This window comes from Kocuria varians (assembly GCF_006539885.1).
Lineage (GTDB): Bacteria > Actinomycetota > Actinomycetes > Actinomycetales > Micrococcaceae > Kocuria > Kocuria varians.
The window spans coordinates 20,761-33,924 of the sequence record NZ_BJNW01000026.1; the positions used below are offsets into that span (position 1 = coordinate 20,761).

Sequence of the window (13,164 nt, forward strand, 5' to 3'; positions counted from 1 at the left end):
TCCGAGTCCCTTCGTTGGCGTTCGAACATTCTAGCCGCCTGCAACTATCAGTGATCGAACTTTTTGTCCTCGCGTGACGGTCCGCGGTCGTTGCTGCGGTGCTCGCCTCCCGCGCCCACCCCGGTGGTGCCCGGTTCCCACGGCGCCCGCCCGGGCCGCGCGGCCGGCCGCTCCGGGGCGGTGGAGACTGGTCCGGCAGGGGTCGTCAGTTCCGGGGGGATCCGGTCCGCACCGGCCACGTCCCGCAGCAGCTCGGGGTCGAGGGGCACACCGCGACGCAGCACGCTGAGCCCGCCGCCGGATTCGTGGATGACACATGCCACTTCGGACATGGATCGCACACCGGCCTTGCGCAGGGCCCCGTTGAGCTCGGAGCGCGTGATGTGGGCCTTCCGCAGCGCCCGCTCGTCCATGCGCTCCCCGACCACCAGCACCCGCGCCGGGGTATTGAGCACGCGCCGCCAGCGGTCCCGGGCGCCCAGGCTGCCGAAGACCACCTCGAGCACGAAGAGCGTGGCCAGACCCACCACACCGCTCGCGAGCGTGGGCGGGTGGCCCAGGATCACACGCCCCGCGACCGCTCCCAGCATCACGGTGATCACCACGTCGAACGTGGACATGGCCGAGAGCAGACGCTGGCCCAGGACGCGCACGGAGACCAGGAACACCAGGTAGATGCCCACTGCGGAGAGCACCACGGCCACGGCGTGCGGGAGGCTGATGCCCAGCTCTGCCCACAGCTCCTCCCCGCCGCTCATGCGCCCCCCACCGTCCCTGGCACGGTGTCCTCGGCCGCTCCCGCGGGTCGGGCGAACTGGGTCTCGTGGAGCTCCGCGTAGCGTCCGCCGCGGGCCAGCAGCTCGGCGTGAGTGCCGCGCTCCACGATCCGCCCGGCCTCGACCACCAGGATCTGGTCCGCGCGCCGGATGGTCGAGAGCCGGTGGGCGATCACCACGGCGGTGCGCCCGTCCATCGCCTCGTCCAGGGCGGCCTGCACGTGGGCCTCGTTCGTGGAGTCCAGCGCGGAGGTGGCCTCGTCCAGGATCACCACGCGCGGCCGCGCGATCAGCAGCCGGGCAATCGTCAGCCGCTGCCGCTCACCACCGGAGAGCCGGTAGCCGCGCTCCCCCACCACGGTGTCCAGGCCGTCCGGGAGGGACTCGATCACATGCCGCAGCCGCGAGCGCTCCAGGGCGTCCCACAGCTCGGCGTCCGTGGCCCCCTCGCGCGCCACGGCCAGATTCGCACGGATGGTGTCGTGGAAGAGATGACCGTCCTGCATGACCATGCCCACGGTGTGGCGCAGGGACTCGAAGGTGGCGTCGCGCACGTCCGTGCCACCGATCCGCACGGCGCCGGAGTCGACGTCGTACAGCCGCGCCACGAGCTGCGCGATCGTGGACTTGCCCGCACCAGAGGAGCCCACGAGCGCCACGGTGTGCCCGGCCTCCGCGCGGAAGTCGACGTCGTGCAGCACCTGCTCCCCGCCGCGAGAGTCCAGGACGGCGACGTCCTCCAGGGACGCCAGCGAGACCTGTTCCGCGGACGGGTAGGAGAAGTCCACGTGGTCGAACTCCACCGCCACGGGGCCCTCCGGCAGCGGGCGGGCGGTGGGGCTCTCGACGATGAGGGGCTTGATGTCCAGCACCTCGAAGACCCGCTCGAAGCTCACGACCGCGCTCATGATGTCCATGTGGGCGTTGGCCAGCATGGTCAGCGGCGTGTAGAGCCGCGTGAGCAGCATGCCCAGGGCCACCACGGCGCCCGCGTCCAGGTGGCCGAGCAGCGCCTGCGTGCCGCCCACTCCGTAGACCAGCGCGAGGGCGAGGGCGGAGACCAGGGTCAGTGCCGTGACGAACGTGGTCTGCAGCATGGTGGCGCGGATTCCGACGCCGCGCACGTCGTCCGCGCGGGCCGCGAACTCGCGGGACTCCTGGACGGGATCCCCGTAGAGCTTCACGAGGGTCGCGCCGCCCGCGGAGAACCGCTCGGTCATGCGCGTGGACATCTGCGCGTTGTACTGCGCGGAGCGGTGCTGCAGCGCGGCGAGCCGGCCACCCATGGCGCGCGCCGGGATCAGGAAGATGGGCAGCAGCAGCAGGGAGAGCACCGTGACCTGCCACGAGATCGTGGCCATCACACCCACCGTGAGCACCAGGGAGACCACGTTGGAGACCACCCCGGAAAGGGTTCCCGCGAATGCGCGCTGCGCCCCGATCACGTCCGTGTTCAGGCGTGAGACCAGGGCCCCGGTGCGGGTGCGGGTGAAGAACGCGAGGGGCATGGTCTGCACGTGGTCGTAGACGGCCGTGCGCAGGTCGTAGATCAGGCCCTCACCGATCCGCGAGGACTGCAGCCGGCTCAGCAGGGAGAGGCCGGCGTCCACCACGGCCACCACCGCGATGGCGACGGCCAGCCACACCACCACCGAGACGTCGTGACCACCGGTGATCGCGTTGACCACGCGCCCGGCCAGCACCGGGGTGATCACCCCCAGTACGGCGAGCACCACGGACACCAGGACGAACGCGAGGATCGCGCCGCGGTGCGGACGGGCGAAGGTCAGGATCCTGCGGACGGTGTCCCGGCTGATCTTCCGACCCTTGTTCTCCTGGCCCTTCATAGTGCGCCACATGGCCATCTGGGCGCTCTGCATACTCACGCCCGCCACTGTAGACCCGGGCTCAGACGGCCCGGAGGCCCGTGTGCGCAGGGTGAACCGGGGCGTCGCGGCCCACGCCGCCCCGGTGCCCGACGCCGCTCGGTCAGCGCGTGGCCACGTGCCGTCCCACGCGGCGGTGCGGGTTGCTGAAGAACAGCACCGCCACGAGGCCCACGACCACCACGGCCGCCGGGAGGTAGAACGTCTCGCCCATGGCGCGGGCGAAGTCGTGCGCGATCGCCGCGGGCATGGCATGGCCGCCCTGCGCGTGCTCGCTCACACCGTCCGCCATGGCCCCCAGGTGGTGGCTCAGCCGCGAGTCCAGGAGAGAGGCCACCGCCGCGCTGCCCAGCACGGAACCGAACTGGCGGGTCGTGTTGAAGACGCCCGCTCCCGCCCCGGCGTAGCGCGGTTCCAGCGTGCGGGTCGCGGACACGGACAGCGGCGACCACATGAAGCCATTGCCCACACCCAGCACCGCCGCGATGGCGAGCAGCTCCAGGACGCTCGTGCCGGCGTCGAGCCGCAGCCCGTACCAGGCCAGCCCCACCGCGAAGCAGGTGAGACCCACCCCGGCGATCACCGCGGGGTGGCGCGTGTCCACGAGCCGCCCGACCACGGGCGCCAGGGCTGCCGAGATGACCGCCATGGGCACCAGCAGCAGGGCCGCGCGCGTGGGGGTGTAGCCGTGGACCACCTGTGCGTAGATCATCAGCGGGAAGGACATGGACGTGATGCCGAAGCCCACCGCCGTGATCGCGATGTTCGCCAGGGTGAAGTTGCGGTTGCGGAACAGGTGCAGCGGAACCAGGGGCTCGTTGCGGTTGACGCCCTGCCACCACACGAAGACTCCGAGGACCACCACACCCAGGACGATCAGCAGGGGCACCGAGATGATGCCGGTGATGGTGCCCCAGTCGTACTTGTCCCCCTCTTGGATACCGAAGACCAGGCAGAACATGCCCACGGCGGAGAGCAGCACGCCCAGCAGGTCGAAGCCCCGGGCGTGCACCGGGAGGTTCGGCACCAGGCGCAGGGCCAGCACGAAGCCGATGACACCCACGGGAACGTTGACGAAGAAGATCCACTCCCAGCCGCCGTGGTCCACCAGGACACCGCCCAGGATCGGCCCCACGAGACTCGCGATGCCGGCGGTCGCGCCCCACGCACCCATGGCCTGACCACGGCGTTCCGCGGGGAAGATGCGGGTGATCACGGCCATGGTCTGCGGCGTCATCAGTGCGGCACCCAGCCCCTGGACCACGCGTGCGGTGATGAGCATGCCGATGCTCCCGGAGAGACCGCACCACAGGGAGGCCAGGGTGAAGACCGCCAGGCCGGCGAGGTACACGCGCTTGGCGCCGAACCTGTCCCCCAGGCGCCCGGTGACGAGCAGCGGCACCGCGTAGGCCAGCAGGTACGCGCTGGTCACCCACAGCACCTGGTTCAGGGTGGAGTTCAGGCTGGTCACGATGGTCTGGGTGGCCACCGAGACGATGGTCGCGTCCACCAGGATCATGAAGAAGCCGATGCACAGCGCCACGAGCGCCGCCCAGGGGTTGTGCGCGGGAGACTCCTGGTGCTGCTCGCGCTGCTCCGCGCGGGGCTCCGCACGGGTGTCCGGACCGCCGGGGGTCACGGTGTGGGCCATGAAATGTCCTTCGAGTTGAGATCGCCGACCAGGCGACGCTACATGCCACCGCCCAGGCCCAGCGCACCGCGCGCGTTGGAGCCGCAGTTGAGGGCTCGGCCGATCTCCATGAGCTGGCCCACCTGCTCCGGGGAGAGGCGGTCGAAGACGATCTCGCGCACGTGGCGCACGTGTGCCGGTGCCGCCTCCTTGACGCGCTCCAGACCGGCGTCCGTGATCTCCGCGATCACCACGCGGCGGTCGTCCTGGCGCCCCTCACGCGTGACCAGGCCGTCCTTCTCCATGCGCGCCACGATGCGCGAGAGACGGGACTGAGAGGTGTTGGTGGCGGTGGCCAGCGCGGACATCTTGTGCCGGTGGTCCGGGGCCTCGCTCAGCATGGCCAGCACGAGGTATTCCGCGAGGGACATGTCTTCCTCGGTGCGCAGCTGCCCCTCGATGGCGCCCGGCAGCCTGAACATGATGGAGACGAGTGCGAGCCACGCCTCCCGCTCCTGCGCCGACAGCCAGTTCGTCTCACTCATGCCCAGCAGTGTAGTCAGAATATATTGACGCAGCAAATGTTTCTGGCCCCCGGCGTGACATCTGCACGACCCCTCGGCCCCGGGACACCCGGTGGCCCATCGCAGGAGAAGCTGCCAGCTCCCCATCGACAGGCCGCCTCCGCGGGAGACCGGAAGATCGAGCGCCGCCCTGCCCGGCACTAGACTGAGGACACCCCCCGAACCACCGCCGCACAGGCCCGTCCCCCACGGGTCACGTCCGACGGATCGCGGTCCGGATCCCCCGACGAAGAATGCTCCCCCCCCATGCACGACGCCCCTCACGAAACCCCCGGCCTGACCAGACGATCCCTTGCCAGGGGAACGGCATGGTCCATTCCGGCCATCGCACTGTCCACCGCCGCCCCGGCACTCGCGGCCTCACCGGCGTGTGAGCCGTCCCTCGCCTTCAGCGGCGGTCTCTACTACAACTTCGGGGAGATCTACTCTCGCGGGACGACCAACAGGACAGATCAGATGTTGACCGTGGGCGGTCAGGCGTCCGTGAACAACCTTCCCGAGGGCGTGACGGTCACCGCCATCACCTCCAACTTCTGGCTGGAGAACAGGCAGGGGCAGCAGAGCAGCGGTCCGGGCGCCTTCTGGATGGGCAACCAGACGGCCAGCACCAGCGGCAGCTGCACGGGCGGCACGTGCAGCGCGTCGTGGTCCCCCACCTCCGGCAGCGGGTTCAGTTCCACGGTGACCAACACGGCCAACAACTTGGCGAAGACCTATCCCGACGGCAGCTCGATCACCTCGTGGGACATCAACATGGCCTGGTCCTCCTCGAGGGACCGGGTGGGTTCCTACACCGCCCAGAGCAGCGGCTGCCGGTCCTTCACCACCGGCCCTTCCGGGCGCTTCGCCGTCACGTACAGCGGCGTGATAGCCCTCAACAACAGTGATGTGGCGGCGGGCCGAAAGAGCATCAGGTCGTACACCACCGTCACTGCGACACTCAGCAGTGGCCAGATCCTCACACGGGTCTATCCGCTGGTCTACACGGGCTAGCCCCGTTCTCCCAGCGTGCGCTGCCGCCCGGCGAGCGCCACGAAGACCCCCTGGGCCACCGCGACCCCGGCGAGCAGCACGAGGGGAAGGGTCCAGGACCCCATGGCGTCCTTCACGAGCCCGATCACCACCGGCCCGAGTGCGGCGAGCACGTAGCCCAGGCTCTGGGCCATGGAGGAGAGCGCGGCGGCCTGGTGGTAGTCGGTCGAGCGCAGTCCGAACAGCGCCATGGCCACCACGATCGCCCCGCCCGTGCAGAAGCCCACGCACAGGGCCCACAGGAAGGACAGGCCCGGGAAGAGCAGCAGCCCGAGCACCCCGATCAGACCCACGGCGGCGAGCAGCACCCCCCAGTCCGGACTGCGCGCGCAGCCGCGGGATCATGAACGCGGAGAAGAGGGTGCCCACGAGCCCGCACGCCTGGAAGGCGAAGTGGTACCAGCCGGCCTGCACCGCGCTCGCCCCGTTGGCGATCTGGATGGCGGGCAGCCAGGTGACCATCGTGTAGTAGACGGTGGACTGCAGGCCCATGAACAGGCTCACCTGCCAGGCGAGTGCGGCGCGCAGCGGCAGCCGGGTGCGCTCGCGCCGGACGGGGGCCACGGGCAGGCCCACTGGGCGCGGCAGCGCCTTCCCCGCCCCCGGAAGAGGGTGCGGAGGGCTCCGTGCCCAGCGGCGGCGTCGGCACCCGGGGGCCCTCCACCCGCCCCAGGATCCACGGCAGGAAGACCGCCAGGCCGATGACCGCGAGCCCCGCCCACATGCCGAGCGCGAGCCGCCACCCGGAGGGGACCACGTCCGCGACCGGCACCACCAGACCGGACGCGAGCGCCGCGGTCAGGGCGGTGACCGACTGGTAGACCCCGGTCATGGGACCGATCCGCTGCGGCCAGTCGCGCTTGATGACGGACGGGATGAGCACGTTGAGCACGGCGATCGCCGCCCCGAGCAGCAGGGTCCCCACCCAGATGAGACCGGGCCCGGGAACCGAGCGCACCACGATGCCCACCGCGAGCACGGCGAGCGCGCAGCCCAGAGTTCGTTCGAGCCCCAAGGCCTCCGCGATGCGCGGGGCGAACGGCGAGACCACGGCGAACGCGACGAGCGGCAGGCTCACGAGCAGCGAAGCCTGGAACGCGCTGAGGCCCACCTGGTGCTCGATCTGCGGCAGCACCGGCCCCACCGCGGTGATCCCGGCGCGCAGGTTGGCCCCGAGCAGCAGGACTCCGACCAGCAGCAGACCCGCGCGAGGCCCCCTCCCGAGGGTTGCGGGGACGGTGCTGGGGCGTGCAGCGGGCACGGTGGAACCACCTTACGAGGACGTCCTGCCACCATAATGGAACGCATGGACTCCCTCGACACCTGGCCCACGCCCGTGACCTTCGACGACCGCGGCTTCGACCGCGACGTCCTGCGTCAGCTGGGCCGCAAGCCCTCCCGGGACGACGACGCTGCAACGCCGGCCACGTCCGACGCCCCCGGCTCCGAGGGCTCAGCGGGAGGCTCGAGCGTGGTAGAGGAAGAGGCGGACCAGGCCCCTCGGGACCGGGAGGACGAGGCTCGGACCCCCGAGGCCGGAACGGGGCGGCCGAGCCTCCGGGAGAAGCTCACGGCCTCCCTGCTGCTCGTGATCCCCGTGGTCTCCACGCTCGTCATCGCGCTCAGTGGCGTGCGCTTCGCGGACTCCCGCAACGGCTGGTGGCTGGGTGTCATCGCGGTGGTGCTGGTGCTGGCCGCACTCTCGTGGGTCTCCGTGCTGCGGCGCACCTTCGCGAAGGCCCAGCGCCACCTGGCGGCACGCCTGCCGGGCGTGGTCGGCCACGGGGTGGGGATCGCCCGGGAGCTGGAAGTGGAGTCGCCGTTCGACGAGGACGGTGTCTCGGACACCGTCACCGCCCACCTCACCGTGCGGGTCAACCCCACGCAGGGCCCCGCGTTCACGGGCACGGTGGACGCCGTCTACACGCTCGCGGACGCGGAGAAGCTCACCGTGGGGTCGCACGGACCGGTGCGCTACCTGCGCTCGGACCCGGAGCACACCGTGGGGATCGAGACTCGGCTGGACGAGCAGAAGGTGCAGCAGATCTACCGCGCGGCGGCGATGAACTGAGCCGGGGTCGGCGGGCTCGTCAGCGGGCGGAGGAGTCGCGGGCGGTGCCCACGCGGTCCTCGGCACCCCGCAGGGAGGAGGAGCTGGGACGCGCGGCGGGAACGGCGTCGTGCTGCTCGGTGTCCGCCTCCGGCTCCGGGACCACGCTGGTGCCCGTGCCGCGGGCACGGGAGGGGCCCTCGTTGATCTGCGTGATGCTCACCGCCATCACGTTCAGCGCGATGCCCAGGATCGTGACGATCCAGGCGAGGACGCTCACGGAGGCCACGGCCAGGAGCAGACCGATCACGATGAGCGCCAGGGACGTGAGGTAAGCGGGGGTCTTGGCACGCCGGAAGTTGAACTTCATGTCCCCTATTTCATCATGCTTCGCACGCAGCCCCGCCCGGGAACAGGCTCCGGCCAGGGACTTCACCGAGAGCGTGACGGGTTGTCAGGCCCCCCGGGTCCGCAGTTGACTGATGGGCAGTAGTTGTCACAGAAAGGATCCGCCAGGATGTCCAAGAACCAGACGCTCCGCCTCAACGACGGCCACTCCATCCCGCAGCTCGGCTTCGGGGTGTGGCAGGTCGAGGAGGACACCGCCGAGGACGTGGTGGGCAAGGCCCTGCAGGTGGGCTACCGCCACATCGACACCGCCAAGGTCTACGGCAACGAGGAGGGCGTGGGCCGCGCGATCGCCAAGAGCGGCATCCCGCGCGAGGAGATCTTCGTGACCACCAAGCTGTGGAACGAGGACCAGGGCCACGACTCCGCCCTGGAGGCCATCGACAAGTCCCTCGAGCGCCTCGGCCTGGACTACGTGGACCTCTACCTCATCCACTGGTCCCAGCCGGAGAAGGGGAAGTACCGCGAGACCTGGGAGGCGTTCCAGAAGATCCGGGAGTCCGGCAAGGCCCGCTCCATCGGCGTCTCCAACTTCACGGAGAAGGCGCTGCAGGACGTCGTGGCCACCGGCGTGGTCCCCGCCGTGCACCAGATCGAGCTGCACCCCTCCTTCAACCAGCAGCACATGCGCGAGATCGATGCGTCCCACGGCATCGTGACCGAGGCCTGGTCCCCGCTGGGCCAGGGCAAGGAGGAGCTGCAGGACGAGACGATCGCGGAGATCGCGCGGGCACACGGCGTCAGCCCCGCGCAGGTGATCATCGCGTGGCACCTGGCCATCGGCAACGTGGTCTTCCCCAAGTCCGTGACCCCGGAGCGCATCCAGGAGAACTGGGACGCCCAGGACCTCACCCTCAGCCCGGAGGAGATCGAGCGGATCAACGGCCTCAGCCGGGACGACGGCCGGATCGGCCCGGACCCCGCGGACTTCAACGACTGATCGGAGCCCCTCCCGGGCCACACCGGAACCGTCACGGGGCGTGACGCGGCCACCCGCGTCACGCCCCGTGACATGTCTCACGTGCCGACCCCGCAACCGCCTCCGGGGGCGGGTCGCGGTCCGCGGCACTGCGTGCACGGGTGCATCATGGACTGTTACGAGTCAGAACAGCCCGGACGGCAGCCACGCACACGCCGCGGCCGCCACACCCCCAGCACCCGTCGATCCGCGCAACCCCGCGGGACGCAAGACCTTCTTCGGCCAGCCCGGCATGCTGGCGAACCTGTTCTCCGTGGAGATGTGGGAGCGCTTCTCCTTCTACGGCATGCAGGCCCTGGTCCTGTACTACATGTACCGCTCGGCGGTGGAGGGCGGCCTGGAAATCGACGAGGGCGTCGCCGCCGGCATCGTGGGCGCCTACGGTGGCACCGTCTACCTGTGCTCCATCCTGGGCGGGTGGATCGCTGACCGGCTGCTCGGCCCCGAGCGCACCATGCTCGCCTCGGCCGTGCTCATCATGTTCGGCCACGTGGCCCTGGCCTTCGTTCCCGGCGTGCCGGGCCTGACCATCGGTCTGCTGAGCATCGCGGTGGGCTCCGGTGGCCTGAAGACCACGTGCGTGAACCTCGTGGGGACGCTCTACGAGCGCGACGACCCCCGCCGGGACGCCGGCTTCTCCCTCTACTACATGGGCGTCAACATCGGCGCTCTCTTCGGTCCCCTGCTCACCAGTTTCGCGTGGGGCACCTGGGGCTTCCACGCCGGCTTCGGCATCGCCGCGGTCTTCATGGCCCTCGGCCTGGTCCAGTACGTCCTCACCCGCAAAGGTCTGCCCGCCACCGTCCACACCGTGGCCAACCCGCTCCCCCGTTCCCAGTACGGGCGGTGGATCGGCATCGCCCTGGCCTTCGTGGTCGTGGTCCTGGTGCTGCTGTTCACCGGCGTCCTCAACCCGGGCAACCTCTCCGACGCCGTGATCCTGGTGGTCGTGGTCTCCGCGGTGCTGCTCTTCACCACCATGCTGCGGGACAAGGACCTCTCCGCGGACGAGCACTCCCGCGTGATCGCCTTCATCCCGCTGTTCATTGCCACGGCGGCATTCTTCTCGCTCTTCCAGCAGCAGTTCACGGTGCTGGCCATCTACGCGGACACGCGCCTGAACCTGAACGTGTTCGGATTCGAGATCAAGCCCTCGGCCGTCCAGTCCATCAACCCCGTGTTCATCATCTTGTTGAGCATGGGCTTCGCCGCCGCGTGGACCAAGCTGGGCAGGCGCCAGCCCAGCACCCCGATCAAGTTCGGCATCGCCCTGCTGCTGATCGGCGTGGCGTTCCTGCTGTTCATCACGCAGGCCCAGACCGCCTCGGTGTTCATCGGCTGGATCGTCCTCGTGCTGCTCTTCGCCACCCTGGGCGAGCTCTTTCTCTCCCCCGTGGGGCTGTCCCTGGCCACCAAGCTGGCCCCGCGGAAGTTCCCGGTGCAGATGGTGGCGCTGTACAACCTCTCGGTGGCGCTCGGCACGGCGCTGTCCGGCTCGCTCGCGGAGTTCTACTCCCGTGAGAACGAGGTCGGCTACTTCGGCACCATGGGTGCGATCACCATCGTCCTGGGCATCGTGATGCTCCTCGTGGCCAAGCCCATCCTGAAGCTGATGCGCGGCATCCGCTGACCACCCCTGCGCAGACAGCGCCCCGCACCGGTCCCCCGGTGCGGGGCGCGCGTCTTTTCGCCGCACGTCCCTTATGGTTGCCTGTACACCTGAGCCGCACGTCACACCTCCGTGTGACCTGAGACGACATCCGGAGCGGATCCCACAGGAGCCGACCCCCATGAGCGACCCATCACCATCGTCGGGAGCCACCTCGGCCTCGGCATCGAAGAACCCCACCACCTCGCCGGTGGCCCCGGGCCAGGACGCCACGGACTCCGGCGGCCAGAGCCACGAGCTGAAGCGGGTTATGGGCCCGGGCCTGCTGCTGCTGTTCATCGTGGGCGACATCCTGGGCACGGGCGTGTATGCCCTCACGGGCAACATCGCCGGTGAGATCGGCGGCGCCGCGTGGGCACCCATCCTGGTGGCTTTCGTGGTCGCCACGATCACCGCGTTCTCCTACCTGGAACTCGTGACCAAGTACCCGGGGGCCTCCGGCGCGGCGCTCTACACGCACAAGGCCTTCGGTCTGCACTTCCTCACGTTCCTCGTGACCTTCGCGGTGCTCTGCTCCGGGCTCACCTCCGCCGCCACGGCGTCTAGCACCGTGGCGTCCAACTTCGCCAAGGGCTTCCACCTGGACGTGAGCCCGCTGGGGATCACCGTCGTGGCCGTGGCATTCATGGCCCTGCTGGCACTGATCAACCTGCGCGGGGTCTCCGAGTCCGTGAAGCTCAACGTGGTGCTCACGGTCATCGAGCTCACCGGCCTGCTGATCGTGATCCTCGTGGGGTTCTGGGCCGCGGCGCAGGGCAACGCGGACTTCAGCCGCACGGTGGTCTTTGAGACCTCCGACGACAAGGGCATGTTCCTGGCGCTGACCGCCGTCACGTCCCTCGCGTTCTTCTCCTTCGTGGGCTTCGAGGACTCGGTCAACATGGTCGAGGAGACCAAGGACCCCACGAAGAACTTCCCCCGGGTCATGCTGATCGGGCTGTGCCTCACCGGCGTGATCTACGTGGTCGTCTCCGTGTTCACCGTGGCGATCGTGCCCATCGGCGAGCTCGGCCAGTCCACCACCCCGCTGCTGGACGTGGTGAAGATCGGTGCCCCGGGCCTGCCCATCGACACGATCTACCCGTTCCTCACGATCTTCGCCGTGGCCAACACCGCACTGATCAACATGCTCATGGCCTCCCGCCTGCTCTACGGCATGGCCAAGCAGGGTGTCATCCCCGGCTTCCTGGGCAAGGTCCTCCCCGGCCGCCGCACCCCGTGGACCGCGATCCTCTTCACCACGGCCCTCGGCATGGTGCTCGTCATCCTGGTCAACAACGCCATGGGCAAGGGCACCGCGTCCGCGCTCGGCGGCACCACCGCGCTGCTGCTGCTCGCCGTGTTCACCGTGGTCAACGTGGCCGCGATCATCCTGCGCCGCGACCGCTCGCAGGAGGGGCACAAGTACTTCCACGCACCCCGCCTGCTGCCGTACCTGGGAGCCGTGACGTGCGCGTTCCTCCTGGGCCCGTGGGCGCAGGACACCATCGAGTACCAGATCGCGCTCGTGCTGATCGCCCTGGGCGTGGTGCTGTGGTTGCTGAACTTCCTCTATGCGCGGCTCTTCACCGGCCGCCGCACGCGCTTCCAGCACCCGGAGGACATCGCCCACCTGGAGGACATCGACCAGTGACCCGGCGCCACCCCCAGACCGTCCCGCCACACTCTGACCCGGAGATGCCATGAAGATCGTTGTCGGATACCTTCCCACCCCCGCAGGCCGAGCGGCCCTGCGCACCGCCGTCGAGGAAGCCACCCTGCGCTCGGCAGAGCTCGTGGTGGTCCAGGCCCACCACACCAGGCGCTGGGCCCGCCACACCAACGCCCAGGAGACGGAGGCCGCCCTCAGCGAGGACCGTGCGGCTCTCGACGCCAGCGGTGTCGGGTACGAGCTCGTGCCCGTCGCGGACGACGCCGACCCCGCGGACGTCATCCTGGGCGCCTGCGAGCGCACCCACACGCAGCTGCTCGTGATCGGCACGCGCCGGCGCACCCCGGTGGGCAAGCTGATCATGGCGCCCACCACGCAGCGGCTGCTGCTGGAGGCGGCGTGCCCGGTGCTGTGCGTCAAGGCGAGCTACGGCACCGACTGACCCACGAGATGCCCCACGAACGGCGACGGCGGGCCGGACCTCTTGAGGTCCGGCCCG

The 13,164-nt window shown here is 69.8% G+C and carries 13 protein-coding genes and 1 pseudogene; 6 read left to right on the plus strand and 8 right to left on the minus strand.

All coding sequences use genetic code 11. From position 1 onward, the window contains the following. Positions 1-47: 47 nt before the first annotated feature. From KVA01_RS11765 to KVA01_RS11785, 5 genes are all read right to left on the minus strand, one after another. The gene (locus tag KVA01_RS11765) at positions 48-758 is read right to left on the minus strand and encodes a DUF421 domain-containing protein (protein WP_082810290.1); all 711 of its coding nucleotides are present in this window, start codon (positions 756-758) and stop codon (positions 48-50) included. Beyond that, positions 755-2,662 carry an ABC transporter ATP-binding protein gene (locus tag KVA01_RS11770; protein WP_174805727.1) on the minus strand — a complete coding sequence of 636 codons (1,908 nt, stop codon included), beginning with the start codon at positions 2,660-2,662 and terminating at the stop codon, positions 755-757. The genes KVA01_RS11765 and KVA01_RS11770 overlap by 4 nt, the downstream gene beginning before the upstream one ends. 103 nt (positions 2,663-2,765) lie before the next feature. Beyond that, positions 2,766-4,313, minus strand: coding sequence for an MDR family MFS transporter (locus KVA01_RS11775; protein WP_141270436.1), 1,548 nt, complete (start codon positions 4,311-4,313; stop codon positions 2,766-2,768). A gap of 38 nt (positions 4,314-4,351) precedes the next feature. Beyond that, on the minus strand, positions 4,352-4,837 hold the full coding sequence (locus KVA01_RS11780) for a MarR family winged helix-turn-helix transcriptional regulator (RefSeq protein WP_068468544.1): 486 nt from the start codon (positions 4,835-4,837) through the stop codon (positions 4,352-4,354). Positions 4,838-5,349: 512 nt separating this feature from the next. Beyond that, complete coding sequence (locus KVA01_RS11785; protein WP_141270438.1) at positions 5,350-5,568, minus strand: hypothetical protein; 219 nt, start codon at positions 5,566-5,568, stop codon at positions 5,350-5,352. Between KVA01_RS11785 and KVA01_RS11790 the strand changes: the two genes are divergently transcribed. Continuing rightward, positions 5,558-5,869 carry a hypothetical protein gene (locus tag KVA01_RS11790; protein ID WP_141270440.1) on the plus strand — a complete coding sequence of 104 codons (312 nt, stop codon included), beginning with the start codon at positions 5,558-5,560 and terminating at the stop codon, positions 5,867-5,869. The two genes, KVA01_RS11785 and KVA01_RS11790, sit on opposite strands and share 11 nt — an antisense overlap. Here KVA01_RS11790 and KVA01_RS11795 read toward each other — a convergent pair. Together KVA01_RS11795 and KVA01_RS11800 are read right to left on the minus strand one after the other, a co-directional pair. Continuing rightward, entirely contained in the window at positions 5,866-6,216 is a 351-nt protein-coding gene (locus tag KVA01_RS11795; protein ID WP_141270442.1) for an MFS transporter, read from the minus strand. The genes KVA01_RS11790 and KVA01_RS11795 overlap by 4 nt on opposite strands. Further along, positions 6,192-7,169, minus strand: coding sequence for an MFS transporter (locus tag KVA01_RS11800; RefSeq protein WP_141270444.1), 978 nt, complete (start codon positions 7,167-7,169; stop codon positions 6,192-6,194). The genes KVA01_RS11795 and KVA01_RS11800 overlap by 25 nt, the downstream gene beginning before the upstream one ends. Before the next feature lie 45 nt (positions 7,170-7,214). On the opposite strand from KVA01_RS11800, the gene KVA01_RS11805 reads away from it, so the two are divergent. Further along, positions 7,215-7,979 (plus strand): hypothetical protein, encoded by a 765-nt coding sequence (locus KVA01_RS11805; protein WP_141270446.1) that lies wholly within the window; start codon positions 7,215-7,217, stop codon positions 7,977-7,979. 19 nt (positions 7,980-7,998) lie between these two features. Here KVA01_RS11805 and KVA01_RS11810 read toward each other — a convergent pair whose 3' ends face one another. Beyond that, entirely contained in the window at positions 7,999-8,328 is a 330-nt protein-coding gene (locus tag KVA01_RS11810; protein WP_141270448.1) for a hypothetical protein, read from the minus strand. Between the two features lie 147 nt (positions 8,329-8,475). Between KVA01_RS11810 and KVA01_RS11815 the strand changes: the two genes are divergently transcribed. The 4 genes and pseudogenes from KVA01_RS11815 (at position 8,476) to KVA01_RS11830 (ending at position 13,107) form a co-directional block, all read left to right on the plus strand. Continuing rightward, positions 8,476-9,306 (plus strand): aldo/keto reductase, encoded by an 831-nt coding sequence (locus tag KVA01_RS11815; protein WP_141270450.1) that lies wholly within the window; start codon positions 8,476-8,478, stop codon positions 9,304-9,306. Positions 9,307-9,523: 217 nt separating this feature from the next. Continuing rightward, positions 9,524-10,975, plus strand: a pseudogene (locus tag KVA01_RS11820) (peptide MFS transporter); the annotation flags it as partial. A gap of 160 nt (positions 10,976-11,135) precedes the next feature. Next, a complete protein-coding gene (locus KVA01_RS11825; RefSeq protein ID WP_068468605.1) occupies positions 11,136-12,647 on the plus strand; it encodes an APC family permease in 1,512 nt (503 codons plus the stop codon). A 49-nt stretch (positions 12,648-12,696) separates the two neighbouring features. Next, complete coding sequence (locus tag KVA01_RS11830) at positions 12,697-13,107, plus strand: universal stress protein (protein WP_068468529.1); 411 nt, start codon at positions 12,697-12,699, stop codon at positions 13,105-13,107. Positions 13,108-13,164: the final 57 nt, after the last annotated feature.

What these genes read in the sequence shown, in the direction of transcription:
- KVA01_RS11765 (WP_082810290.1), bottom strand. Translation starts at nt 758, where the DNA reads ATGAGCGGCGGGGAGGAGCTGTGGGCAGAGCTGGGCATCAGCCTCCCG.
- KVA01_RS11775 (WP_141270436.1), bottom strand. Translation starts at nt 4,313, where the DNA reads ATGGCCCACACCGTGACCCCCGGCGGTCCGGACACCCGTGCGGAGCCC.
- KVA01_RS11780 (WP_068468544.1), bottom strand. Translation starts at nt 4,837, where the DNA reads ATGAGTGAGACGAACTGGCTGTCGGCGCAGGAGCGGGAGGCGTGGCTC.
- KVA01_RS11805 (WP_141270446.1), top strand. Translation starts at nt 7,215, where the DNA reads ATGGACTCCCTCGACACCTGGCCCACGCCCGTGACCTTCGACGACCGC.
- KVA01_RS11810 (WP_141270448.1), bottom strand. Translation starts at nt 8,328, where the DNA reads ATGAAGTTCAACTTCCGGCGTGCCAAGACCCCCGCTTACCTCACGTCC.
- KVA01_RS11815 (WP_141270450.1), top strand. Translation starts at nt 8,476, where the DNA reads ATGTCCAAGAACCAGACGCTCCGCCTCAACGACGGCCACTCCATCCCG.
- KVA01_RS11825 (WP_068468605.1), top strand. Translation starts at nt 11,136, where the DNA reads ATGAGCGACCCATCACCATCGTCGGGAGCCACCTCGGCCTCGGCATCG.
- KVA01_RS11830 (WP_068468529.1), top strand. Translation starts at nt 12,697, where the DNA reads ATGAAGATCGTTGTCGGATACCTTCCCACCCCCGCAGGCCGAGCGGCC.